General features: G+C 62.4%; 20 protein-coding genes. 9 read left to right on the forward strand and 11 right to left on the reverse strand.

Annotation, left to right across the window (positions count from 1 at the left end; genetic code table 11):
* Positions 1–8: 8 nt before the first annotated feature.
* Positions 9–1,049, forward strand: a complete 1,041-nt coding sequence (locus RGV59_RS03150) for a threonine aldolase family protein (protein WP_017847880.1) — start codon at positions 9–11, stop codon at positions 1,047–1,049.
* A gap of 61 nt (positions 1,050–1,110) precedes the next feature.
* Here RGV59_RS03150 and gbcB read toward each other — a convergent pair whose 3' ends face one another.
* A complete protein-coding gene (gene gbcB, locus RGV59_RS03155; RefSeq protein ID WP_017847881.1) occupies positions 1,111–2,211 on the reverse strand; it encodes a glycine-betaine demethylase subunit GbcB in 1,101 nt (366 codons plus the stop codon).
* Between the two features lie 282 nt (positions 2,212–2,493).
* Here gbcB and gbcA point away from each other — a divergent pair, with 282 nt between their 5' ends.
* Positions 2,494–3,786, forward strand: a complete 1,293-nt coding sequence (gbcA, locus tag RGV59_RS03160) for a glycine-betaine demethylase subunit GbcA (protein ID WP_017847882.1) — start codon at positions 2,494–2,496, stop codon at positions 3,784–3,786.
* Between the two features lie 685 nt (positions 3,787–4,471).
* Here the strand turns inward: gbcA and RGV59_RS03165 are convergent.
* From RGV59_RS03165 to RGV59_RS03190, 6 genes are all read right to left on the reverse strand, one after another.
* Positions 4,472–5,242 carry an electron transfer flavoprotein subunit beta gene (locus RGV59_RS03165; RefSeq protein WP_046487910.1) on the reverse strand — a complete coding sequence of 257 codons (771 nt, stop codon included), beginning with the start codon at positions 5,240–5,242 and terminating at the stop codon, positions 4,472–4,474.
* 15 nt (positions 5,243–5,257) lie between these two features.
* Positions 5,258–6,478, reverse strand: a complete 1,221-nt coding sequence (locus RGV59_RS03170) for an electron transfer flavoprotein subunit alpha/FixB family protein (RefSeq protein ID WP_232590960.1) — start codon at positions 6,476–6,478, stop codon at positions 5,258–5,260.
* Positions 6,478–8,421, reverse strand: coding sequence for a dimethylglycine demethylation protein DgcB (gene dgcB / locus RGV59_RS03175; RefSeq protein ID WP_322246879.1), 1,944 nt, complete (start codon positions 8,419–8,421; stop codon positions 6,478–6,480). The genes RGV59_RS03170 and dgcB overlap by 1 nt, the downstream gene beginning before the upstream one ends.
* A 113-nt stretch (positions 8,422–8,534) precedes the next feature.
* Positions 8,535–10,595 carry a dimethylglycine demethylation protein DgcA gene (gene dgcA, locus RGV59_RS03180; protein ID WP_017849541.1) on the reverse strand — a complete coding sequence of 687 codons (2,061 nt, stop codon included), beginning with the start codon at positions 10,593–10,595 and terminating at the stop codon, positions 8,535–8,537.
* 16 nt (positions 10,596–10,611) lie between these two features.
* The gene (locus RGV59_RS03185; protein ID WP_046381807.1) at positions 10,612–11,142 is read right to left on the reverse strand and encodes a DUF5943 domain-containing protein; all 531 of its coding nucleotides are present in this window, start codon (positions 11,140–11,142) and stop codon (positions 10,612–10,614) included.
* 51 nt (positions 11,143–11,193) lie between these two features.
* Positions 11,194–12,171: a dipeptidase gene (locus RGV59_RS03190; RefSeq protein WP_017849539.1), complete on the reverse strand. Its 978-nt coding sequence runs from the start codon at positions 12,169–12,171 to the stop codon at positions 11,194–11,196.
* A 219-nt stretch (positions 12,172–12,390) separates the two neighbouring features.
* Between RGV59_RS03190 and RGV59_RS03195 the strand changes: the two genes are divergently transcribed.
* Entirely contained in the window at positions 12,391–12,792 is a 402-nt protein-coding gene (locus RGV59_RS03195) for a lysozyme inhibitor LprI family protein (RefSeq protein ID WP_017849538.1), read from the forward strand.
* A 40-nt stretch (positions 12,793–12,832) separates the two neighbouring features.
* On the opposite strand, the gene RGV59_RS03200 is transcribed toward RGV59_RS03195, so the two are convergent.
* Positions 12,833–13,795, reverse strand: coding sequence for a tyrosinase family protein (locus RGV59_RS03200; protein WP_046487917.1), 963 nt, complete (start codon positions 13,793–13,795; stop codon positions 12,833–12,835).
* A 202-nt stretch (positions 13,796–13,997) separates the two neighbouring features.
* On the opposite strand from RGV59_RS03200, the gene RGV59_RS03205 reads away from it, so the two are divergent.
* Positions 13,998–14,414: a DUF3010 family protein gene (locus RGV59_RS03205; RefSeq protein WP_079444846.1), complete on the forward strand. Its 417-nt coding sequence runs from the start codon at positions 13,998–14,000 to the stop codon at positions 14,412–14,414.
* Between the two features lie 814 nt (positions 14,415–15,228).
* Here the strand turns inward: RGV59_RS03205 and RGV59_RS03210 are convergent.
* Together RGV59_RS03210 and RGV59_RS03215 are read right to left on the reverse strand one after the other, a co-directional pair.
* On the reverse strand, positions 15,229–16,407 hold the full coding sequence (locus tag RGV59_RS03210) for an AAA family ATPase (RefSeq protein WP_104904324.1): 1,179 nt from the start codon (positions 16,405–16,407) through the stop codon (positions 15,229–15,231).
* A gap of 68 nt (positions 16,408–16,475) precedes the next feature.
* A complete protein-coding gene (locus RGV59_RS03215) occupies positions 16,476–17,420 on the reverse strand; it encodes a GlxA family transcriptional regulator (RefSeq protein WP_017844925.1) in 945 nt (314 codons plus the stop codon).
* A 193-nt stretch (positions 17,421–17,613) separates the two neighbouring features.
* Here RGV59_RS03215 and RGV59_RS03220 point away from each other — a divergent pair, with 193 nt between their 5' ends.
* From RGV59_RS03220 to RGV59_RS03240, 5 genes are all read left to right on the forward strand, one after another.
* Positions 17,614–18,558, forward strand: a complete 945-nt coding sequence (locus RGV59_RS03220) for a choline ABC transporter substrate-binding protein (RefSeq protein WP_322246880.1) — start codon at positions 17,614–17,616, stop codon at positions 18,556–18,558.
* Positions 18,559–18,645: 87 nt separating this feature from the next.
* On the forward strand, positions 18,646–19,533 hold the full coding sequence (locus tag RGV59_RS03225; RefSeq protein ID WP_108524913.1) for a 3-keto-5-aminohexanoate cleavage protein: 888 nt from the start codon (positions 18,646–18,648) through the stop codon (positions 19,531–19,533).
* 144 nt (positions 19,534–19,677) lie between these two features.
* The gene (locus RGV59_RS03230) at positions 19,678–20,643 is read left to right on the forward strand and encodes an L-carnitine dehydrogenase (protein WP_017844928.1); all 966 of its coding nucleotides are present in this window, start codon (positions 19,678–19,680) and stop codon (positions 20,641–20,643) included.
* A gap of 13 nt (positions 20,644–20,656) precedes the next feature.
* A complete protein-coding gene (locus tag RGV59_RS03235) occupies positions 20,657–21,154 on the forward strand; it encodes a thioesterase family protein (RefSeq protein WP_108524909.1) in 498 nt (165 codons plus the stop codon).
* A 97-nt stretch (positions 21,155–21,251) separates the two neighbouring features.
* Complete coding sequence (locus RGV59_RS03240; RefSeq protein ID WP_017844930.1) at positions 21,252–21,515, forward strand: hypothetical protein; 264 nt, start codon at positions 21,252–21,254, stop codon at positions 21,513–21,515.
* Between the two features lie 94 nt (positions 21,516–21,609).
* Here the strand turns inward: RGV59_RS03240 and RGV59_RS03245 are convergent, their stop codons facing one another.
* Entirely contained in the window at positions 21,610–22,713 is a 1,104-nt protein-coding gene (locus RGV59_RS03245; protein WP_017844931.1) for a GlxA family transcriptional regulator, read from the reverse strand.
* Between the last annotated feature and the right edge of the window lie 362 nt (positions 22,714–23,075).

Consider the following 23,075-nt stretch of genomic DNA (forward strand, 5'->3'; position numbering starts at 1 on the left):
AATGGGCCATGACCGACAAGAGCCAACAATTCGCCAGCGATAACTATTCCGGCATCTGCCCGGAAGCCTGGGCCGCCATGGAACAAGCCAACCACGGCCATCAGCGCGCCTATGGCGATGACGAATGGACCCACCGCGCCGCCGACGGTTTCCGCAACCTGTTCGAGACCGACTGCGAAGTGTTCTTCGCCTTCAACGGCACCGCCGCCAACTCCCTGGCGCTGTCGTCGCTGTGCCAGAGCTACCATAGCGTGATCTGCTCGGAAACCGCCCACGTCGAGACCGACGAATGCGGCGCACCGGAGTTTTTCTCCAACGGTTCCAAGCTGCTCACCGCGCGCACCGAAAACGGCAAGCTGACCCCGGAATCGATCCGCGAGATCGCCCTCAAGCGCCAGGACATCCATTACCCCAAACCCCGCGTGGTGACGCTGACCCAGGCCACTGAAGTCGGCAGCGTGTACACCCCGGACGAAATCCGCGCCATCAGCGCCACCTGCAAAGAGCTCGGCCTGAACCTGCACATGGACGGCGCGCGCTTCGCCAACGCCTGCGCGTTCCTCGGCTGTTCGCCGGCCGACCTGACCTGGAAAGCCGGGGTGGATGTGTTGTGCTTCGGCGGCACGAAAAACGGCATGGCCGTGGGCGAAGCGATTCTGTTCTTCAACCGCGCACTGGCCGAAGACTTCGACTACCGCTGCAAACAGGCCGGCCAGCTCGCGTCGAAGATGCGCTTCCTCTCCGCGCCGTGGGTGGGCCTGCTGGAAAACGACGCCTGGCTCAAACACGCACGCCACGCCAACCACTGCGCACAGTTGCTGAGCAGCCTGGTGGCGGATATTCCCGGCGTGGAATTGATGTTCCCGGTGCAGGCCAACGGCGTGTTCCTGCAACTCTCGGAACCGGCGATCGCCGCGCTGACGGCCAAGGGCTGGCGCTTCTACACCTTCATCGGCAAAGGCGGCGCGCGCTTCATGTGTGCGTGGGACACCGAGGAAGAGCGCGTGCGCGAGCTGGCGGCGGATATTCGCGAAGTGATGGGGGCCTGATTACGAAGGTGGCAGGGGCTTGCTCCCTGCCACAGTGGATCGTGCCCACTTAAGGTGTGGGTCAGAACTCAATCCGCACGTCGCCCTTCGGCACGCTGCAGCACGACAGGATGTAGCCCTCGGCTTCGTCTTCCTCGGTAATCCCGCCGTTGTGGTCCATCTCGACCTCGCCGCCCAGCTTGAGCACCTTGCATGTGCCGCAAATCCCCATGCCGCAGGCCTTGGGAATCAGCAAGCCGAGCTTGGCCGCAGCGGCGTGGACGGTTTCGCCCGGCGCCACGCGGATGCTCTTGCCCGAGGTGATGAACTCGACCTGATGCAGGTCCGCCAGGTCGATTTCCGGCGCATCGGCGGCTTGTTCGGCCTGTTCCACCGCATCGGCGCGGGCTTCCGCTGGCGTCGCGCCGAAGGACTCTTCGTGATAACGCGTCATGTCGAAACCGGCGGCTTCCAGCAGGCGCTTCACTGCGGTCATGTACGGCGTGGGGCCGCAGCAGAACACTTCGCGCTCCAGGAAGTCCGGCACCATCAATTCGAGCATCTTGTGGTTCAGGTAGCCGCGATACCCGGCCCAGGGCTCGCCCAGGCCGTGCTTCTCGCAGATCAGGTGCAGGCTGAAGTTGTCGATCCGCGAGGCCATGTGCTCCAGCTCGCGGTGGTAGATGATGTCTTTGGGCGAGCGCGCGCTGTGGATAAACGTCATGTCGACGTTGGCGTTGGTGTCGTAGAACCAGCGCGCCATGGACATCACCGGGGTAATGCCGACGCCGCCGCTGAGGTACAGCACCTTGGGGCTTGGGAAGTCGATGGCATTGAACAGCCCGACCGGCCCGTGGACCGCCAGCTCCTGGCCCTCGTGCAGGGTGTCGTGCAGCCAGTTGGAGACCTTGCCGCCCGGCACGCGCTTGATCGTCACCGAGAAGCTGTAAGGCACCGACGGCGAGCTGGAGATGGTGTAGGAACGCATGATCGGCTGGCCGTCGATTTCCAGCTCCAGGGTGACGAACTGCCCCGGCTTGAAAAAGAACAGGATCGGTTGGTCGGCCATGAAGCAGAAGGTGCGAACGTCCCAGGTTTCCTGGATGACTTTGACGCAACGGACAATGTGCCGACCATTGGCCCAGGTCTGGGTGGTTACCGGATTCAGGAAGTTGCTGGACATGCTGTTCTCCACCGCCGAGGCTCGGCCTTATGGTGGCGATTCTGCGTAACGCGAGAACCACCCATTTACCTATCTGCGACATTCACATACTTATCGCGACCAGCCCCCAACGACAGGGGGTTGCGCGTCGGGAACAGATTGGGCCATGTCGCCCATGGATAAGGTTCACCGCAACGGCGGCCGCACACTCGCTGCCAACAACGACACTTTCTTTACGCCTTGCACTGCACTAACCGTAGCCACTTTCGCCGGCCACACAGAATGGCCATGAGGACACACACGATGGACGTCACCGCAACCTTAAGCTTGGGCGATCCGCTGGAACCCGCACGCAAGGCCACCGCGCAGATGCTGCAAGAGCGCGAACGCACGTTCTCGCTGCCACAGCCGTTCTACTCTGATGAGCGGTTGTTTGATATCGATATGCAGGAGATCTTCCAGAAAGAATGGTTGATCGCCGGCATGACCTGCGAGATCCCCACCAAGGGCAACTTCCTGACCCTGCAAGTGGGCAAGAACCCGATCATCGTGATCCGTGGCGCCGATGGCGTGGTGCATGCGTTCCACAACGTCTGCCGCCACCGCGGTTCGCGCTTGTGTACCAGCGACAAAGGCAAGGTCGCCAAGCTGGTCTGCCCGTACCACCAGTGGACCTACGAACTGGACGGCCGCCTGCTGTTCGCCGGCACCGAGATGGGCGCCGACTTCGACATGAAGCAGTATGGCCTCAAGCCGATCAACGTGAAGACCGCCGGCGGCTACATCTTCATCAGCCTGGCGCAGAACCCGCCGGCCATCGATGACTTCCTGTCGACCCTGAACCACTACATGGAACCCTACGACATGGAGAACACCAAGGTGGCGGTGCAAACCACCTTGATGGAAAAGGCCAACTGGAAGCTGGTGCTGGAAAACAACCGCGAGTGCTACCACTGCAACGCCTCGCACCCCGAGCTGTTGAAAACCCTGCTCGAGTGGGACGACGTCACCGACCCGCGCGCCGACCAGGCCTTCAAGGACCACGTGGCCGCCAGCGCCGCGGCCTGGGAAGCCGAAAAAATCCCTTACGCCCACGCCAGCTTCGGCCTGCGCAACCGCATCGTGCGTATGCCACTGCTCAAGGGCACCGTGTCGATGACCCTGGACGGCAAACAGGGCTGCAAGAAGTTGATGGGCCGCATCAAGAACCCGGACCTGGGCTCGATGCGTATCCTGCACCTGCCGCACTCGTGGAACCACTGCATGGGCGACCACGTGATCGTGTTCACCGTGTGGCCGATCAGCGCCCAGGAAACCATGGTCACCACCAAGTGGCTGGTCCACAAGGACGCGGTCGAAGGCGTGGACTACGACGTGGAGCGCATGCGCCAGGTATGGGACGCCACCAACGACCAGGACCGTCGCCTGGCCGAAGAAAACCAGCGCGGGATCAACTCCACCGCCTACCAGCCGGGCCCCTACTCCAAGACCTATGAATTCGGCGTGGTGAACTTCATCGACTGGTACAGCGAGCGCATGCTGAGCAACCTCGGCGCGGCGCCGGCGCCCTACCTCAAAGGCGTGGCCGCCCAGTAACCATCCCAGTGGGAGCGGGCTTGCTCGCTCCCACATTGGGTTGCGCACTGATCAAAATTTGTTCAAGCACACTGAACCCCTCTCGCCGCCTGCCCTCCAGCCTTTGCCCAACAACTTATCCACAGAGCCACCCACAGCAATTGTGCGCAAGTGCGTCTGCCCGTCGAAATTAAATCAAGAAAATCCGTGACTTATTCGACTTGGCCGTTTTAAGGCGCCACTGATCAATTTTTGAACAACTCCGTGTAAGCCATATGAACCGTGCCCTGTAGCGGTACGCGAACACCTTATCCACAGAAGCACCAACAGACTTTGGGGGCAACTTTGACGCGGCTGTGGAAAACCCCTTCAAACCTTCATAAACCGGGCTATCCACGCGTTTCAGCGGGCAAATGCGCGCAATTGATCAAATTTCGATCAACCTAGCGTAAGCCTTGATTTATAAGGGCTTCAGCGGTAAGCGAACATCTTATCCACAGAAGCGCCAACAGACTTTGGGGGAAACTCTGCGCGCGGTAATCGCTGTGATCACACAGAAACCCAAGGAAAAACCGAGGGTTAGCCTGGTCGTTTTTTGTACGGAGGGCTGCAGGGCTTGATTTACAGGGGGTGTGGACAACCGCGAACAGGTTATCCACAGACGGGTCAACAGGGATTGTGGGTAAGCCACTCTCCCCGTTGCGGCTCAGCGAACCACGCCTTCCTCAAGCAACAACTTGAGAATCGCTTCAGCACCCGCTTCAGGGCTGAGGCCCTTGAGTACCTGCCCGCCGCCGCCACTGGCCTTGGCCGTGGCCGCCTTCATCCGGTCCGCGCCGCTCTTGGCCTTGATCACCTTGAGCCGCTTGGGGCGTGGCTTGGCCGGTTGCAGCACGGCGCCTGTGAATAACTCGTCCGCTTCAACCTCGACCTCGTGGGCCGCCAGTTCGCCGCGTTGCGCCGGGCCATAGGCGCTCTGCCGAGGCTTGGGCGCGGCGTTATCCACCGTGGCCAGAAACGGCAGGCGCACCTTCAAGCGCCGCCGCTGCCCGCGGGGCAAGGCTTGCAGCACCAGGGCCACGCCGCTCTCGATGGACTCCACCTGCGCCAGCCCGACAATCAGCGGCCAGCCCAGGTGTTCGGCGAGCAGGAACGGCAACATCCCCGAACCTTCGCCGGTTTCGGCCTGGCTACCGGTGAGCACCACCTGGGCGCCGGCGTCGCGCAGATACTCACTGAGCACCGGCAAGGCATCGGCGCCAGGCGGTTGTTCGAGCACATGCAACTGCGCCAGCCCCATGCCCAGGTAGCTGCGCAGCGTGGGTTCGGCGATGTCGCCGGCATGCAGCACCTGCAACTTATCCCCAGCCATTTGCAGGCCCAACTCGACCGCGCGCGCATCCTGCTCGGCGCGGCGCGGGCGCCCGGAGGTGGGGTGGGCGCCGATGGAGACCAGACTGATTACCTGCGTGTTCATGCCCTTATCCTTTGCTTAAGCCGCATCGCGCTTGGCGCCGTGGCGGTAGGCCTCGACCGCGGCGATCAAGGCTTGCAGAATCGCGGCGCTGTCGCCGATCACCGACAGGTCGGCACGCTTGATCATGTCGCAGCCGGGGTCGAGGTTGATCGCCACCACCTTGTCGCAGGCGCCGATGCCTTGCAGGTGCTGGATCGCCCCGGAGATACCGACGGCCACATACACCCGCGCCGTAACCCAGGTGCCGCTGGCGCCGACCTGGCGATCGCGGGCCATGAAGCCATCGTCCACCGCGACGCGCGAGGCACCTTCGGTAGCGCCCAGGGCGGCGGCGGTCTGGTGGAACAGCGCCCAGTCCTTCACGCCGTTGCCGCCGGAGAAAATAAACTCGGCTTCAGCCATCGGAATCGCCGCCGGGTCCACCGCCACCGCGCCGAGGTCTTCGATACGCGGCAGGCTGCGCGCCAGGGCTGTGGATAACTCCACGGGCAGCACTTCATGCCGAGTGTCGCTGACCGGATCGGCGCATTCGGCGGCGGCCAGGATCAGGCGCGGCAGCGGCCGGGCCACGTCTTGCTGACCAGCACCGGCACGGCCGATGCACTGCTCGCCCTGGATCTGCCAGACCCGCGTGGCCGGGCGCTCGTTGAGGCTGGCGGCAAAACGCCGACCGAGTTCGCCGCCACCGCTGCGGCTGTCCGGCAGCAACCAATGGCGCGGGTTGAACTGGTTATCCACAGCCCGCAGGCCCTGCACCCGTTGCTCCGGTGAATAACCGTCGAAGGCATGACCTTCGAGCACCAGCAGGCGGTCGACGCCGGCCGTGGCAAATGCGTTTTCCTTGTGTTCGCCAAACACCACGGCCAGCACCGCACCGTCGCTGCCGGCGAGTTGCCGGGCCAGGCCGAGCAGGTCACGGTCGTGGCTGCTCAGGCGGCCGCCGACCATGTCCGGCACCACGTTGATGTAGAACGCGGGCGCCGCCACTTGATGCAGCGGCAACTGCACTTCCACCGCCGCCGTGCGCTTGGCCGCCCCGCCCTGCTGGGCACCGCTGCGGTCGATGCGCTTGATGCCGTTGGGGCCGATAAAACCGACACCATGGACGTTCTTGCGGATGACGCCGTTGGGCCCCATCCAACTGTGTTGCACCGGTTGCATCGCCGCATGCAGCGGGTGCAGGCGGTTACGGGCGATCCATTCGGCGCGTGGGTCGCGGCGGATAATGTCGCTCATCAGTGTACCTCCGCGGGTTCACGCGTGATCGGGGCTTTGGCCGGCGCCGGCTCGTCGAGCAAGGCATCGGCCACCAACTCGGCGATGTCCTTGATCAGTGGGCGCGGTTCGACCACGCCTTCGAGCATCGCGGTGCATTGCGGGCAGCCCACGGCCACCAGCTCGGCGCCGGTTGTGCGGATGTCGTCCATCCGCATATCGGGGATGCGTTGCTTGCCCGGAATGTCGGTGATCGGCGCGCCGCCACCGCCACCGCAGCAGCGTGAACGGTAGCCCGAGCGTTGCATCTCCTTGACCTCGATCCCCAACGCGCGCAGCACCTGGCGCGGCGCCTCGTATTCGCCGTTGTAGCGGCCCAGGTAGCACGGGTCGTGATAGGTCACGCTGCTGCCTTTGTGCTGGCCCAGGTTCAGCGCGCCGTCGCCGATCAGCTCGGCCATGAAGGTGCTGTGGTGCTGTACGACATAGTCACCGTTGAAGGCGCCGTATTCGTTTTTCAGCACATGGAAACTGTGCGGGTCGCAGGTGACGATGCGCGTGAAGTTGTACTTGGCCAGGGTCTGGATATTGCGCGTGGCCAGCAGTTGGAAGGTCGCTTCATCGCCCAAACGGCGGGCGACGTCGCCGCTGTCGCGCTCTTCCAGACCGAGCACGGCGAAGTCGACCTTGGCCGCTTTCAGCACTTTGACGAAGGCGCGCAGGGTGCGCTGGTTGCGCATGTCGAAGGCAGCGTCGCCGACCCAGAACAGCACCTCGCAGCGACCTTTTTCGCTGAGCAACGGCAGGTTCAGATCCGCCGCCCAGTTCAGCCGGCCGCCCGGTGCGAAGCCGCCGGGGTTGTCGGTGGCGATCAGGTTTTCAAGGACTTCGGCGCCCTTGTTCGGCGTGGCGCCTTTTTCCAGGGTGAGGTGGCGGCGCATGTCGACGATGGCGTCCACGTGCTCGATCATCATCGGGCACTCTTCCACACAGGCGCGGCAGGTGGTGCAGGACCACAACGTGTCGGCGTCCACCAGGCCGTTGACGATCGGTTGGTGCGGGTTGCCGCGGTGTTCACCGATCAGTTTTCCAGGATAAGCGCTGCCGGCGAACTTGGCATCGGTGCCGCCGGCCAGGCCGACCACCATGTCCTGAATCAGCTTTTTCGGGTTCAGCGGCTGGCCGGCGGCGAACGCCGGGCACGCCGCTTCGCACTTGCCGCACTGCACGCAGGCGTCGAAGCCGAGCAGTTGGTTCCAGGTGAAGTCCTTGGGTTTTTCCACGCCCAGGGGCGCGCTTTTATCGTTCAGGTCCAACGGTTTCAAACCGGTGGAACGGCCCCCGCCGAAGCGCTCGGCGCGGCGGTGCCAGGCCAGGTGCAAGGCACCGGCGAAGGCGTGCTTCATCGGCCCGCCCCAGGTCATGCCGAAGAACATTTCCGACACGCCCCACAGCACACCCACGCTCAACAACGCGGCCAGCAACCAGCCGCCGAAGTCGGCGGGCAGCACCCCGGCCACCGGCAGCGTCACCAGGAAGAAGCTCACAGAAAACGCCATCAGGCTTTTCGGCAGGCGCATCCACGGGCCTTTCGACAGGCGCGACGGCGGATTGCGCCGGCGCAGATAGACAAACGTGGCGCCGACAAACATCAGCACCGACGCCAGCAGCAAGGCAACGCCGAGGATGCGGTTATGCAAGCCGAAACCATGCACCAGGACCGCCAGCAGCGCCGACAGCACAAAACCCAGCGCCGTAGCGACGTGGGTGTTGGCGATGTATTTGTCGCGGGCGACCACGTGGTGCAGGTCGACCATGTAGCGCTTGGGCATGGCCAGCAGGCCTTTGATCAGGTCGACCTTCGACGCCCGCCCACGGCGCCACATGGCTGCCCGCCGCAGTGCGCCCAGAACAGCAAGGCCCAGCGCCGCGAACAGCAGAATCGGAAGAAGAGTATTCAACATGGTGAAGCTCCCACAGACCACACGGATCTACTGTGAAACCGGGTCCTAAATGTGGGAGGGGGCAAGCCCCCTCCCACATTTTCAGACCGAGTACACATTGGTTCGGTGTCGGGTCAGAAATCCTTGCACAAGCGCAGGGCGTCATAGATCGCGGCGTGGGTATTGCGCTGCGCCACACAGTCACCGATGCGGAACAGCAAGTAGCCCTCGCCCGCTTCGCTCAGGCACGGTTGCGGCTTGATCGCGAACAGCGCTTCGATGTCCATCTGCCCCTTGTTGCGCGAGCCGGGCTTGAGGGCGTAGTAGATCTCCTCATCGGGACGCACGCCGTTTTCCACCACCACTTGATCGACCACCCGCTCCTCTTTGGCGCCGGTGTATTCGTTCTCCAACACCGCCACCAGCTTGTCGCCTTCGCGGTAGACCTTTTCCAGCATCATGTCGCCGGTCATGATCACTTCCTTGGGGTACATGCTGCGGTAGTAGGTCGGGAACGACGTACCGCCGATGGCCACGCCGGGCTTGATGTCGTCGGTGACGATCTCGACCTGGCTGCCCTTGTCCGCGAGGAAATCGGCCACCGACATGCCGGTGAATTCGCAGATAGTGTCGTAGACCAGCACGTTCTTGCCCGGCGCGACTTTGCCGTCGAGCACGTCCCAGCTGCTGACCACCAGGCCTTCGGCCGCGCCCCAGTGTTCGTTCTGCTCCAGGAACGGATGCCCGCCCACCGCCAGCACCACCACATCCGGGCGCAGGTCGAGGATGGCCGCCGCGTCCGCCGCCACGCCCAGGCGCAGGTCGACGTTCAACCGCGCCAGTTCCAGTTGGAACCAGCGGGTAATCCCGGCGATCTGGTCGCGCTGCGGGGCTTTGGAGGCGGTAGTGATTTGCCCGCCGATAAAGGCTTTTTTCTCGAACAGGGTCACGTCGTGGCCACGCTCGGCGGCGACGCGCGCAGCCTCCATCCCCGCTGGCCCGGCGCCGACCACCACCACCTTGCGCTTGGGCCCGGTGGATTTTTCGATGATGTGCGGCACGCCCATGTATTCGCGGGAGGTCGCGGCGTTCTGGATGCACAGCACATCCAGGCCCTGGTACTGGCGGTCGATGCAATAGTTGGCGCCGACGCACTGTTTGATCTGGTCGATCTGGCCCATCTTGATCTTGGCGATCAGGTGCGGGTCGGCGATGTGGGCGCGGGTCATGCCGACCATGTCCACATAGCCGCCTTCGAGGATGCGCGTGGCCTGGTTCGGGTCCTTGATGTTCTGCGCATGCAGCACCGGGGCCTTGACCACTTCCTTGATCCCGGCCGCCAGATGCAGGAACGGCTCCGGTGGATAACTCATGTTCGGAATGACGTTGGCCAGGGTGTTGTGGGTATCGCAACCCGAGCCGACCACACCGATAAAATCGAGCATGCCGGTGTCGTCGTAATACTTGGCGATCTGCTTCATGTCCTCGTGGGACAAGCCGTCCGGGTGGAACTCATCGCCGCACAGGCGGATGCCGACGCAGAAATCCGGGCCGACTTCAGCCCGCACCGCCTTGAGCACTTCCAGGCCGAAACGCATGCGATTTTCAAAGCTGCCGCCCCATTCGTCGGTGCGCTTGTTGACCCGCGGGCTCCAGAACTGGTCGATCATGTGCTGATGCACCGCCGACAGTTCCACGCCGTCCAGGCCACCGGCTTTTGCCCGCGCTGCCGCGCTGGCGTAGTTGCCGATCACGCGCCAGATCTCTTCCGGCTCGATGGTCTTGCAGGTCGCACGGTGTACCGGCTCGCGGATGCCCGAGGGCGACAGCAGGGTCGGCCAATGCTCGCCGTCCCAGCGCGAGCGGCGGCCCATGTGGGTAATCTGGATCATGATCTTGGCGCCATGCTTGTGCATGGCATCGGCCAGGTTCTGGAAGTGTGGGATGATCCGGTCGTCGGCCAGGTTCACCGATTTCCACCAGCCTTGCGGGCTGTCGATCGCCACGCTGGAAGACCCGCCGCAGATGGCCAGGCCGATCCCGCCCTTGGCTTTCTCTTCGTAGTACTTCACATAGCGGTCGGTGGTCATGCCGCCGTCGGTGGCATACACCTCGGCGTGGGCGGTACTGAGCACGCGGTTGCGGATGGTCAGTTTGCCGATCTGGATCGGCGCGAACATTGCTTCGAAAGCCATGGCAGGGTTCCTCGACTTACAACGGCTTGACGGTGAACAGGCCGTCGTCATGGCCCTCTTCGGAGCCGCCGTAGACTTGTTCGGCCACGGTGCGAATAGTGCTGCCGCGCGCTTGCAGGATCTGGTCCATGGCCCCGGCAAACCAGCCGGTGAACATGTAGTCGACCTTGCGCCCGACCTTGCCGTACACGTAGACAAACGCCGAGTGTTCGAGCTTGACGCTGGCGGTGCCTTTGTCCAGGTCGATGTCCTGGATCTTGAACAGGCCCCAGCCGCGTTGCGACAGGCGCTTCATGTAGTGCTCGAACACCGCCACGCCTTCAAGGCCATGGCATTCGGCTTCTTTTTCACACCAGTGCCAGGCGGATTTGTAGCCGGCCTTGTAGAGGATCTCAGCATAGGCCTCGGCGCCGAGCACTTCTTCGATGCCCATGTGGTTGTTGACGAAGAAATGACGCGGTACGTACAGCATCGGCAGGGCGTCGGAGGTCCAGACACCGGTTTCGCTGTCGACTTCGATAGGCAATTGCGGGGCGATCTTGGCCATGGAAACTTAACTCCAGAAAATTCGTAGTGGTGTTGCCCGTGGGTGTTTGGCTTATTCGCCCCACACGTCCTTCAAGACGTTGACCCAGTTCTCGCCCATGATCTTGCGCACCACGCGTTCGCTGTGGCCGCGCTTGAGCAGGGTCTCGGTGAGGTTGGGGAACTCGCCCACGGTGCGGATGCCCAGCGGGTTGATGATCTTGCCGAAGCTGGTCAGGCGGCGGGCGTAGCCCTTGTCATGGGTCAGCATTTCGAAGAAATCCTGGCCATGACCCTGGGTGAAGTCGGTGCCGATGCCGATGGCGTCTTCGCCGACGATGTTCATGGTGTACTCGATGGCTTCGGCGTAGTCGTCGATGGTCGAATCGATACCCTTGGCCAGGAACGGCGCGAACATGGTCACGCCGACAAAGCCGCCGTGGTCGGCGATGAACTTCAGCTCTTCATCGGACTTGTTGCGCGGGTGTTCCTTGAGCCCGGAGGGCAGGCAGTGGGAGTAGCACACCGGTTTTTTCGATTCGAGGATGACTTCTTCGCTGGTCTTGGAGCCGACGTGGGACAGGTCGCACATGATGCCGACGCGGTTCATCTCGCCGACGATCTCGCGACCGAAGCCCGACAGCCCGCCGTCGCGTTCGTAGCAACCGGTGCCGACCAGGTTCTGGGTGTTGTAGCACATCTGCACCACACCGACGCCGAGCTGCTTGAAGATCTCGACATAGCCGAGCTGGTCTTCAAACGCGTGGGCGTTCTGGAAGCCGAAGATGATGCCGGTCTTGCCCTGTTCCTTGGCCTTGCGGATGTCGGCGGTGGTTTTCACCGGGATCACCAGGTCGCTGTTCTCGCGGATCAGGGTCTGACTGGCGACGATGTTATTGATCGTCGCCTGGAACCCTTCCCACACCGACACGGTGCAGTTGGCGGCGGTCAGGCCACCTTTGCGCATGTCCTCGAACAGCTCGCGGTTCCACTTGGCAATGATCAGCCCGTCGATAACGATGCTGTCGGCGTGTAATTGCGCTGGGCTCATCAGGCGTCCCCTTATTGGCGATTCGTGCGCCGAATCGTCTGCCGGCGCTTTGGGGCCAGCATATGCCGAGGGGCCGAGCGGACCGGGTGCAAAAACGACAGGGGAATTGCCGAAAGCGTCAATCCGCGACGAAGGTCGCTAAGACAGGTCTGTCTGGCGGCTGTTCTTTGTCTTACGCTTGGGCCAGAATTCCCGCATCAACCGATACGAGACGGCGCAATGAAATCGATTTTCCTGGCTTTGGCACTCATCGCAACCGGCGTCCACGCGGCCGAAGACACCGACAGCACGCCGTGCGACGGCATCGAAAACGACAAGCAAACCCTGGAATGCGCCACCTACAACAAAACCACCGCCGAGCAATTGCTCAAGGATAACTATCAAGGGTTGCTGGAGCGCATGGGTTCGACCTATGGCAGCAACAAGTCACAGCTGGCAGACATTACCGCTCGTCTGAAGGATGCCCAGCAGAAGTGGGAAAAATTACGCGATGCTGATTGCGCGGTGGACACCTTCCCGGCGGCGACCGGTACCAAACCCTATGCGATCGCGCTGAACGATTGCCTGGCGCGGATGAGTGATGAGCGGTCGGAGTTTTTGGAGTCGATCGGCCAGGAGTGAAGCATTCCCGCGCATTGAACGCGGGAACGCTTCACAGGCGTCAGGCCATGAAGGGCGACTTGAACGGGCTTTTCGTCAATGGGCGGCTGGGCGCATAGCTGTAGCCCAGCGCGGCGATATCCATCACCTCACTGATCCGGCGGGTCCAGGGATTAATCACATCATCATAGTTGTGGCCCGGCGGACCGTCCTGCATGGGGCAATAGTGCGGGGCCAGGTCCGGCTCATCCAGGCGCTTCTGCGCCTGCCAGTCCGCCCAGATCTTGTCGATGAAACAGTGATGCAGGAAGAACACCGGGTCATCCGGTGAGGTCATGGGCAACATATTGCCGCCAATCCACAAATGCACACGGTTATGCAACTGCGAACCGGAGGTTTTGACAGCAGGATCGCCACGCTGGGTGATCCAGCCTTCCAGGCGGTTTCTGAAACCACGGATGAAAGGGCTCGAGTTGTAATTGGGTTCGTCATACAGGCTTTCGTTCATCGCCACTCGCAGGTCGTCCTCGGTTGGCAGTGAGCTGATCACTTGCCCGAACTGGCGTTTGAGGCCTGGCCCGGGCAAGCCCTCCTCGTCATAGGGCGGCACGGGCCAGTTCCCGTATTTGTGGGCAAAGACCCCATCCTGCACGCGAAACTGATCGGCTGGGTCGCCATCACCCCCCAGGAAACCCTGGCGCCAGACCGGCGATTGTTCAGGGGCGGCCGCATCCTGCGTCCAGTCCCAATAAGGCAACGTTACGCTGACGTTGATCGCTTGTAGATCCGCCTCGAACTGCATCAACATTTCACGGTGCCACGGCAGAAATGCCGGCCCCCGGTGAGCACCGTTACGGTAGTTGGGATCTTGGGGTTCGTTCGGGTAGACCGTGGCCTTCATGACGGCGTGATGCCAATGAACATACTTGTCGTAGACACCGGAACGCTTCATCGCCAATAACGTGTTGATAAACTCCAGTTGTTCCGTTGCGGTCAGTGCGCGAATTTCCTTGCGAATATTCATTGCATAACTCCCTTGTCGGAATAGCCATGGAACAGGCCGGAACCCTCGGCAGGCTCCTTCAGGGAATCTATGAGACCGGGCACGCGGCGGTCTACTGTCAAAAATAACAGGTCGAGCACGTTCCCGACGGGTGGACGGCGGCCGTCTCAGCCCTCGACCCTGATACTATTGCGGCCTCTCTTTTTTGCCCCAAGGCGACCCAATGACTCTCTGCGGCATCGAAATCAAAGGCAGCGAAGCCATCATCGCCGTTGCCTCCCTGAACAATCAGACGCTGACCCACGTCGCCCTGGCCACCAAGAAAATCGCCCTCGAAGACGACGATGACGCGGCCAACGTCAAAGCCTTCGCCGCCCAGGTGAAGGCGTTCGTGCAGGACAACGCCATCGAACGCATCGCCATCAAGAAGCGCAGCAAAAAAGGCGAATTCGCCGGCGGCCCGACCACGTTCAAGATTGAAGGGGTGTTTCAACTGCTGGAGGGGGTTGAAGTGACGCTGCTGTCGCCGCAGACCATCAATGCGCAGAACAAGAAGCACAATTTCGATCTGCCGGCGACGCTGAACAAGTACCAGCATGAAGCCTTCAAGGCAGCGTGTTCGGCCCTGATAAAGCAATAGGCACACCGACAATTTACTGTGGGAGGGGGCTTGCCCCCGATGGCGATGTGTCAGCCACTCAGGGGCCGCTGATCCACCGTCATCGGGGGCAAGCCCCCTCCCACATTTGATCTTGGTCGCTTACAGGAGAAGGGGTGTACCAGCATGAAGCCTTCAAGACGGCTTGTTCGGCCCTGATAAAGCAATAAGCACACCGACAATTCACTGTGGGAGGGGGCTTGCCCCCGATGGCGGTGTGTCAGCTACTCAGGTGCCGCTGATCCACCGTCATCGGGGGCAAGCCCCCTCCCACATTTGATCTTTGTCGCTTACAGGAGAAGGGGTGTACCAGCATGAAGCCTTCAAGGCGGCGTGTTCGGCCCTGATAAAGCAATAAGCACACCGACAATTTACTGTGGGAGGGGGCTTGCCCCCGATGGCGGTGTGTCAGCCACTCAGGGGCTGCTGATCCACCGTCATCGGGGGCAAGCCCCCTCCCACATTTGATCTTTGTCGCTTACAGGAGAAGGGGTGTACCAGCATGAAGCCTTCAAGGCGGCGTGTTCGGCCCTGATAAAGCAATAAGCACACCGACAATTTACTGTGGGAGGGGGCTTGCCCCCGATGGCGGTGTGTCAGCCACTCAGGGGCTGCTGATCCACCGTCATCGGGGGCAAGCCCCCTCCCACATTTGATCTTTGTCGCTTACAGGAGAAGGGGCGTACCAGCATGAAGTCTTCAAGGCAGCGTGTTCGGCCCTGATAAAGCAATAGGCACACCGACAATTTACTGTGGGAGGGGGCTTGCCCCCTCCCTCATTGGCTTTGTGGTGTGTTTAGCCGGGTGTACGGTGCTTGTGCAGTAGCCAGTCGCCGAAGGACTTGTCTTCCAGGGCATAACCGCCGCGGCTGGACTTCCATACCAGTTCCTTGTCACGCAGGGCATCGATACACGCCTGGATGGTCTGAGTGCCGGGCACCACGTCGCTGCCCATCTCCTCCAGCGCCTTGCTGACCGCAGTGAGGGTGCTGTCGGTGAACGGGGCGAAGGGTTGATTGTGTTGCGAACGCTCCACCATCACTTGCAGCACTGCACGTTGCGCAAGGGTGAGGGCGTTCCAGGCGCTTTCGAATTCGTTCCAGACGCCAGCACGCAGCACTTCCGCGCGGCTGTGCAGCAACTGGCCCAGGTTGCTTGCCTCGCCCAACTCCAGGGCCACTTCACCGATGATGGTGCGCAGCATCTCGGGGCGCCGGCCTACCAACTCAAACGCTTCGTCGATATCCGCCGCGTTGAATTGGTTGGTCTCGGCCAGATGCGCGTTGAGATGCGCGGTGTAAGCCTGAGTGAACGCCTTACCCAGCAACGGAAACGGCGTGATGCTGGAGCCGAAGAACGGCTGGCTTTTGCCCAGCACCAAATGAGCGAGCTTGTCGCGGTTGGAGCCGGTGAACACCAGGTGTAAGCCACTGCCCTCGCCTTCGCGGCCCTGGTTGAGCTGGTCGCGTGCGGCCTTGAGGGCGAACATGGCATTGATGCCCGCTTCGGTGGTGAGCGCGTGCTGGGCTTCATCAATCACCAGCACCACGGTTTTCTCGGCGGCGCGGTGAAGTAATTCCAGTGCTTGCGTAAGGGTCGCGCCCACGGGCAGTTGAGGCTTGGTGAAGTCCCAGGACAAGGTGCGCAGGAAGCTGAGTTTTTCGATGCCGATGTTCTTCGCCAGTTTGCGGATGCCCTTTTCGAAAGGCACCAACGCACCGGCAATGGCGCTGGAAATCAGCTCGGCGGGATCTTTCTCCTTGTCGGCCCACAGGTCCACATACACCGTCAGCCAACCCCGAGCCTGGCACTCGGGGAGAAGGTCTTCGCGCAGAAAAGTACTTTTGCCGGTACGACGCGGCGCCGCGAGAAACAGGCCAGAGGTGAAATCCTGGATACCCACGCCCACCAGGCCATCGGCAATACTGCTTGCCAGGGTGGGGCGGCGGAACACAAAACCGCTGGGCTTGGACATGCTTTTATACTCAATTATTGAACTAACTATAAATTATAGTCGTGAGTATAATTGACTATAATCGCCGGTCAAACCACCTCCCGTCGCCGATCCTCCCGCGGACACTTGGCAAACCGCGCCCGATAACTGCGGGTGAAATACGACGGCGACTCAAAGCCGCAGGCAAGACTCACCTCCAGCACGCTCATGTCGCTCTGGCGCAACAACTGCCGCGCTTTTTCCAGGCGCAGGCCGAGGTAGAAGTTGCTCGGCGTGTCGTTCAGATGCAGGCGAAACAGCCGCTCCAGCTGACGCCGCGTGACTTTGATCGCCTCGGCCAGGGCCAGGGTGCTCAACGGCGGTTCGGTGTGTTGTTCCATCTCGCCGATCACCTGCACCAACTTCTTGTTGTTGATGCCGTAGCGCGTGGCGATCTGCATGCGCTGGTGGTCTTTGCGCGGGCGGATGCGCCCGAGCACGAATTGCTCGGAGACCTGGATCGCCAGGTCGGGGCCGTGGGCCTGGGCGATCAGGTCGAGCATCAGGTCGATGGAAGCGGTGCCGCCGGCGCAGGTGATGCGGCGGCGGTCGATCTCGAACAGTTCCTGGGTCACGCTCAGGTGCGGATAGGCTTCTTTGAAGGCGTCGATGGCTTCCCAGTGCAGGGTCAGGCGGTGGCCGTCGAGCAGCCCGGCCTCGGCCAGGATGCAGGCACCGGTGTCGATGGCGCCGAGGGTCACACCGTCATGGTCGAGGCGGCGCAGCCAATGTTCGAGGGCCGGGGTGGCGAATTCAAGCGGTTCGAAACCGGCGACCACCATCAGCGTCGCGCCTTTTTTCAGCGGCTCCAGCGCCGCGTCGGCGTTGACCGACATGCCATTGCTCGCCAGCACCGCGCCGCCGTCGGCGCTCAATACATGCCAGCGGTACAACTCGCCACGAAAGCGGTTGGCCACGCGCAGCGGTTCGAGCGCGGAGATAAAGCCGATGGCCGAGAACCCCGGCATCAGCAGAAAGTAGAAATCCTGGGACATGGTGCGCTCTCGTAGGACCGGCAGCGTGGTCACTGTGATACGCCAGTTCAACGGCCCATTCAAGAGCACAGGTCGCTGCAGTGCAAGAGCGGGTCGCCGCCGTGCGTTTTGTCGCCCTTCAAGCTGCGTAACGTGACCTCACGGCGCACAAAGACGCCGGCCCCCACAATAACGACCTGCCGAGGGAACCACCATGAACCGACTGATCAGCCGCTGCGTGCTCGCATTCAGCGCCAGCGCCATCTTGAGTACCAGCGTCTTCGCGGCCGATGCGCCATCCTGCCAGAACGTGCGTATGGGCGTGGTGAACTGGACCGACGTGATCGCCACCAGCGCCATGACCCAAGTGTTGCTCGATGGCCTCGGCTACAAGACCAAACAGACCAGCGCGTCCCAGCAAATCATCTTCGCCGGCATCCGCGACCAGCGCCTGGATTTGTTCCTCGGCTACTGGAACCCGCTGATGACCCAGACCATCGCCCCGTTCGTCGACGCCAAGCAGGTCAAGGTCCTCGATAAACCGAGCCTGGAAGACGCGCGTGCGACCCTGGCGGTGCCGACTTATCTGGCCGACAAAGGCCTGAAAACCTTCGCCGACATCGCCAGGTTCGAGAAAGAACTGGGCGGCAAGCTCTACGGCATCGAGCCGGGCTCGGGTGCCAACACCCAGATCAAGGCGATGATCGCCAAGAACCAGTTCGGCCTGGGCAAATTCCAGCTGGTGGAGTCCAGCGAAGCGGGCATGCTCGCCGCCGTCGACCGCGCGGTGCGTCGCAAGGAAGCTGTGGTGTTCTTCGGCTGGGCGCCGCACCCGATGAACGTCAACATCGCGATGACCTACCTCACCGGCAGCGAAGATGCCCTGGGCCCGAACGAAGGCATGGCCACCGTGTGGAGCGTCACCTCGCCGACCTATGCCGAGCAGTGCCCCAACGTCCACAAGCTGCTGACCAACCTGACCTTCACCGCCGCCGACGAGAGCCGAATGATGCAGCCGTTGCTGGAACACAAGGACGCCTTCGAGTCCGCCAAGCAGTGGCTCAAGGACCACCCGCAAGACCTGGCGCGCTGGCTCGAAGGCGTGACCACCTTCGACGGCAAACCGGCGGCCGCCAACCTGCAACTGACCAGCAAATAACGGTATTCGACGCACCGTTTCGCGGTCGTGCCTGACCGCGAACGGCCTCGCTACGCCTTGAAATCACGCCTGTAAGGAACCTGCCCCATGAACCACGACGTCATCATCACCTGCGCACTCACCGGTGCTGGCGACACGAGCGCCAGAAGCCCCCATGTACCGGTCACCCCCAAACAAATCGCCGCCGCCGCCGTGGAAGCCGCCAAGGCTGGCGCCACTGTCGTTCACTGCCATGTGCGCAACCCCGAGACCGGCAAGTTCAGCCGCGACGTCGCCTTGTACCGCGAAGTGATGGAGCGTATCCGTGAGGCCGACATCGACATCATCGTCAACCTCACCGCAGGCATGGGCGGCGACCTGGAGATCGGCGGCGGCGAGACGCCCATGGCATTCGGCCCCAACACCGACCTGGTCGGCCCGCTGACGCGCCTGGCCCATGTGGAAGCGCTGTTGCCGGAAATCTGCACGCTCGACTGCGGCACGCTGAACTTCGGCGATGGCGACACCATTTACGTGTCCACCCCGGCGCAACTGCGGGCCGGCGCCAAACGTATCCAGGCACTTGGCGTAAAAGCCGAGCTGGAAATCTTCGACACCGGCCACCTGTGGTTCGCCAAGCAGATGATCAAGGAAGGCCTGCTCGACGACCCGCTGTTCCAACTGTGCCTGGGCATCCCGTGGGGCGCGCCGGCCGACACCACCACCATGAAAGCCATGGTCGACAACCTGCCTGCCGACGCGGTGTGGGCCGGCTTCGGCATCGGCCGCATGCAAATGCCGATGGCGGCGCAGGCGGTGCTGCTCGGCGGCAACGTGCGGGTCGGGCTGGAAGACAACCTGTGGCTGGACAAAGGCGTGCTGGCCACCAACGGTCAACTGGTGGAACGCGCCAGTGAAATCCTCAGCCGCCTGGGCGCGCGGGTCATGACCCCGGCCGAAGGGCGCCTGAAAATGGGCCTCAAAAAACGCAGCTAACCCCCCAACCCAAACCGGATCAAAACCTGTGGGAGGGGCTTGCCCCCGATAGCGGCGTATCAGCAGCGAATGCATCGACTGGTACACCGCTATCGGGGCAAGCCCCTCCCACAGGAGAACATCACCTTATTCAGGAATGTCGCCATGCGTTTTATTACAGATATCAAAACCTTCGCCGCCCTCGGCAGCGGTGTGATCGGCAGCGGTTGGGTGTCCCGCGCCCTGGCCAACGGCCTCGACGTGGTGGCCTGGGACCCGGCGCCCGGTGCCGAAGCCGCGCTGCGCCAACGCGTCGCCAATGCCTGGGGCGCCCTGGAGAAACAAGGCCTGGCCCCCGGCGCATCGCAGGACCGCCTGCGTTTTGTCGCCACGATCGAGGCGTGCGTGAAAGACGCCGACTTCATCCAGGAAAGCGCCCCGGAACGCCTGGAGCTGAAACTGGAGCTGCACAGCAAGATCAGCGCGGCCGCCAAGCCGAATGCGTTGATCGGCTCCAGTACCTCGGGCCTGTTGCCCAGCGAATTCTATGAAGGCTCGACCCACCCTGAACGCTGCGTCGTCGGTCACCCGTTCAACCCGGTGTACCTGCTGCCGCTGGTGGAAGTGGTGGGCGGCAAACACACCGCGCCCGAAGCGATCCAGGCGGCGATCCAGGTGTATGAATCCCTCGGCATGCGCCCGTTGCATGTGCGCAAGGAAGTCCCCGGCTTTATCGCCGATCGCCTGCTCGAAGCCCTGTGGCGCGAGGCGCTGCACCTGGTCAACGATGGCGTTGCCACCACCGGCGAGATCGACGACGCAATCCGTTTTGGCGCCGGCTTGCGCTGGTCGTTCATGGGCACGTTCCTGACCTACACCCTGGCCGGCGGCGATGCCGGGATGCGGCACTTCATGGCGCAGTTCGGCCCGGCGTTGCAGTTGCCGTGGACCCACCTGCCGGCGCCGGAGCTGACCGACAAGTTGATCGACGATGTGGTCGACGGCACCCGCGAGCAGTTGGGTAACCACAGCATTTCGGCGCTGGAGCGCTATCGTGATGATTGTCTGTTGGCGGTGCTGGAAGCGGTGAAGACCACTAAAGCCAAGCACGGCATGACCTTCGCCGAATAAGGAAACCCCCAGCATGCCTGCACTGACCACCTACACCACCCAGGTCCACCCCGACTGGGTGGATTACAACGGCCACCTGCGCGACGCGTTCTACCTGCTGATCTTCAGCTACGCCACCGACGCGTTGATGGACACCCTCGGCCTGGACAGCGAAAACCGCGCCGCCAGCGGCCATTCGCTGTTCACCCTGGAGCTGCACCTGAACTACCTGCACGAAGTGAAACTCGGCGCCGACGTGGAGGTGCGGACCCAACTGATCGCCCACGATGCCAAGCGCCTGCACCTCTATCACAGCCTGCACCTGGTGAGCGACGACAAGGAACTGGCGGGCAACGAACAGATGCTGCTGCACGTCGACCTCGCCGGGCCGCGCTCGACGCCGTTCACCGAGGCGACACTGGAACGCCTCGCGGCCATCCGCGCCACGCAAGTCGACCTGCCCACTCCCGCCCTCCTCGGCCGCGTCATTGGCCTGCCCGCGCCAAATGGCCCGAAAACGACCTGTTCATAGCCATCCGAGCCATTCGTGCATTCTGCCCTTGCCGACCGCCTGGTCGGCTACCAGAATCCAGATCGATCCCCCCGCTCCCTTCACCAGGATAAACGTCATGATGCACGCGGATTTGATTGACCAGGATGACCTGCTGAGCAAACTGCGCTCGCTCGGTTTCGAGGTATCCAGCGGCGCCAGCGCCGAGCAGGCCTGTGAATGTGCGGTACGCGGTTTGAGCGAAGCGCGGGCCAAGGCGCTCAAGGGCATGGTCGAGCAGATGTACAGCGGCAGTGCGACGATTCTGCCGGCGGTGCGGCAGGCGATCGACAGGCAGTTATTGCCGGCGCTGATGCAGTTCAAACAGAACTCCGGCGTCTGACAGACCTCTATCGGGGGCAAGCCCCCTCCCACACTCGAATTGTGAATACAGTCAAATGTGGGAGGGGGCTTGCCCCCGATGCAGGCGACTCGGTCTAGAGCCTCACACTGGCAAACGTCGACTCATTGCGCGCCTGGCTCAACGCCGACATCGGCCCCGACAACGGGGACAACACCAAGGCCGGCGGAATCGGCATCATCGCCACCTGCTGGGTGGTGTTGGAACCGACGCGCTCATCCCGTGGCGGAATACCGAAGTATTCGCGGTAGCACTTGGAGAAGTGCGGCGTGGACACAAACCCGCACACCGACGCCACTTCGATGATCGACATCGGCGTTTGCTTGAGCAACTGCCGTGCGCGAATCAGGCGCAGCTTGAGGTAGTAGCGCGACGGCGAGCAGTGCAGGTATTTCTGGAACAGCCGCTCCAGCTGGCGCCGCGACACGGCGACGTACACCGCCAGCTCATCCAGGTCGATCGGCTCTTCGAGGTTGGCTTCCATCAGCGCGACGATTTCCTGCAACTTCGGCTGGTTGGTGCCGAGCATGTGCTTGAGCGGCACACGCTGGTGATCCTGTTCATTGCGGATGCGCTCGTACACGAACATCTCGGAGATCGCCGCCGACAGTTCACGGCCGTGGTCGCGGCTGATCAGGTGCAGCATCATGTCCAGCGGCGCGGTGCCGCCGGAGCTGGTGAAGCGGTTGCGGTCGAGGGTGAACAGGCGGGTGCTCATCGACACGCGCGGGAAGGCTTCCTGCATCGACGCCAGGCATTCCCAGTGCACGCTGCAATCGAAGCCATCGAGCAACCCGGCGCAGGCCAGGGCCCAACTGCCGGTACATACCGCGCCGAGGCGACGGGACTGACGCGCCTGGCTTTGCAGCCACGACACATGTTCACGGGTGACGGTGCGCTGGATACCCACGCCGCCGCACACGATGACGGTGTCCAGGGCCGGGGCTTTGTGCATGGCGGCATCGGGGGTGATTTGCAGACCGTCGCTGGCCCACACCTGGTTGCCGTCGACACTCAGGGTTGTCCAGCGATACAACTCGCGCCCGGACAACTGGTTGGCCATGCGCAGCGGTTCCACTGCCGAAGCCAGGGAAATCAGCGTGAAATTGTCCAGCAGCAGAAAGCCGATGGATTGAGGCGCACGGTTCTGGGGTTGGGCCCCGGAGTTGAACGACGTCATCGCGGTATCTCCTCACACAAAGCGGGTGATGGCCTCAGGCGAGGCTCTTGTTATTGCGCTCGTCTCTGATGCAGAGAGAGGCGTTGAGTTGATAGAGCAATTGCCATGCCTAAATTTGAATGGCCATTCAATAACTCCTGAAAACGACCTCTTGATGTGTCTAGACAAGCCCCTGTACGAAGTGCGGAATATGCCCCGAATCGGCGGCGCAAACGGCCCCGTTCAAGGGCTGTGAGCAGATCGGTAGCACTTGTGGGTAGGCGCTTTGAGGGCGAAGCAAGCGTCTGTCACCGCAGGCACGGGTGACGGGTGGTCGGAGGGGAAAGTGTTTGGGGGCTACTTATCTGTTTGCGACGCGCTAA

This window comes from Pseudomonas sp. FG1, from assembly GCF_034313875.1.
GTDB classification, from domain to species: Bacteria; Pseudomonadota; Gammaproteobacteria; order Pseudomonadales; family Pseudomonadaceae; genus Aquipseudomonas; species Aquipseudomonas veronii.

What these genes read in the sequence shown, in the direction of transcription:
- RGV59_RS03150 (WP_017847880.1), top strand. Translation starts at nt 9, where the DNA reads ATGACCGACAAGAGCCAACAATTCGCCAGCGATAACTATTCCGGCATC.
- gbcB (WP_017847881.1), bottom strand. Translation starts at nt 2,211, where the DNA reads ATGTCCAGCAACTTCCTGAATCCGGTAACCACCCAGACCTGGGCCAAT.
- gbcA (WP_017847882.1), top strand. Translation starts at nt 2,494, where the DNA reads ATGGACGTCACCGCAACCTTAAGCTTGGGCGATCCGCTGGAACCCGCA.
- RGV59_RS03165 (WP_046487910.1), bottom strand. Translation starts at nt 5,242, where the DNA reads ATGAACACGCAGGTAATCAGTCTGGTCTCCATCGGCGCCCACCCCACC.
- RGV59_RS03170 (WP_232590960.1), bottom strand. Translation starts at nt 6,478, where the DNA reads ATGAGCGACATTATCCGCCGCGACCCACGCGCCGAATGGATCGCCCGT.
- dgcB (WP_322246879.1), bottom strand. Translation starts at nt 8,421, where the DNA reads ATGTTGAATACTCTTCTTCCGATTCTGCTGTTCGCGGCGCTGGGCCTT.
- dgcA (WP_017849541.1), bottom strand. Translation starts at nt 10,595, where the DNA reads ATGGCTTTCGAAGCAATGTTCGCGCCGATCCAGATCGGCAAACTGACC.
- RGV59_RS03185 (WP_046381807.1), bottom strand. Translation starts at nt 11,142, where the DNA reads ATGGCCAAGATCGCCCCGCAATTGCCTATCGAAGTCGACAGCGAAACC.
- RGV59_RS03190 (WP_017849539.1), bottom strand. Translation starts at nt 12,171, where the DNA reads ATGAGCCCAGCGCAATTACACGCCGACAGCATCGTTATCGACGGGCTG.
- RGV59_RS03195 (WP_017849538.1), top strand. Translation starts at nt 12,391, where the DNA reads ATGAAATCGATTTTCCTGGCTTTGGCACTCATCGCAACCGGCGTCCAC.
- RGV59_RS03200 (WP_046487917.1), bottom strand. Translation starts at nt 13,795, where the DNA reads ATGAATATTCGCAAGGAAATTCGCGCACTGACCGCAACGGAACAACTG.
- RGV59_RS03205 (WP_079444846.1), top strand. Translation starts at nt 13,998, where the DNA reads ATGACTCTCTGCGGCATCGAAATCAAAGGCAGCGAAGCCATCATCGCC.
- RGV59_RS03210 (WP_104904324.1), bottom strand. Translation starts at nt 16,407, where the DNA reads ATGTCCAAGCCCAGCGGTTTTGTGTTCCGCCGCCCCACCCTGGCAAGC.
- RGV59_RS03215 (WP_017844925.1), bottom strand. Translation starts at nt 17,420, where the DNA reads ATGTCCCAGGATTTCTACTTTCTGCTGATGCCGGGGTTCTCGGCCATC.
- RGV59_RS03220 (WP_322246880.1), top strand. Translation starts at nt 17,614, where the DNA reads ATGAACCGACTGATCAGCCGCTGCGTGCTCGCATTCAGCGCCAGCGCC.
- RGV59_RS03225 (WP_108524913.1), top strand. Translation starts at nt 18,646, where the DNA reads ATGAACCACGACGTCATCATCACCTGCGCACTCACCGGTGCTGGCGAC.
- RGV59_RS03230 (WP_017844928.1), top strand. Translation starts at nt 19,678, where the DNA reads ATGCGTTTTATTACAGATATCAAAACCTTCGCCGCCCTCGGCAGCGGT.
- RGV59_RS03235 (WP_108524909.1), top strand. Translation starts at nt 20,657, where the DNA reads ATGCCTGCACTGACCACCTACACCACCCAGGTCCACCCCGACTGGGTG.
- RGV59_RS03240 (WP_017844930.1), top strand. Translation starts at nt 21,252, where the DNA reads ATGATGCACGCGGATTTGATTGACCAGGATGACCTGCTGAGCAAACTG.
- RGV59_RS03245 (WP_017844931.1), bottom strand. Translation starts at nt 22,713, where the DNA reads ATGACGTCGTTCAACTCCGGGGCCCAACCCCAGAACCGTGCGCCTCAA.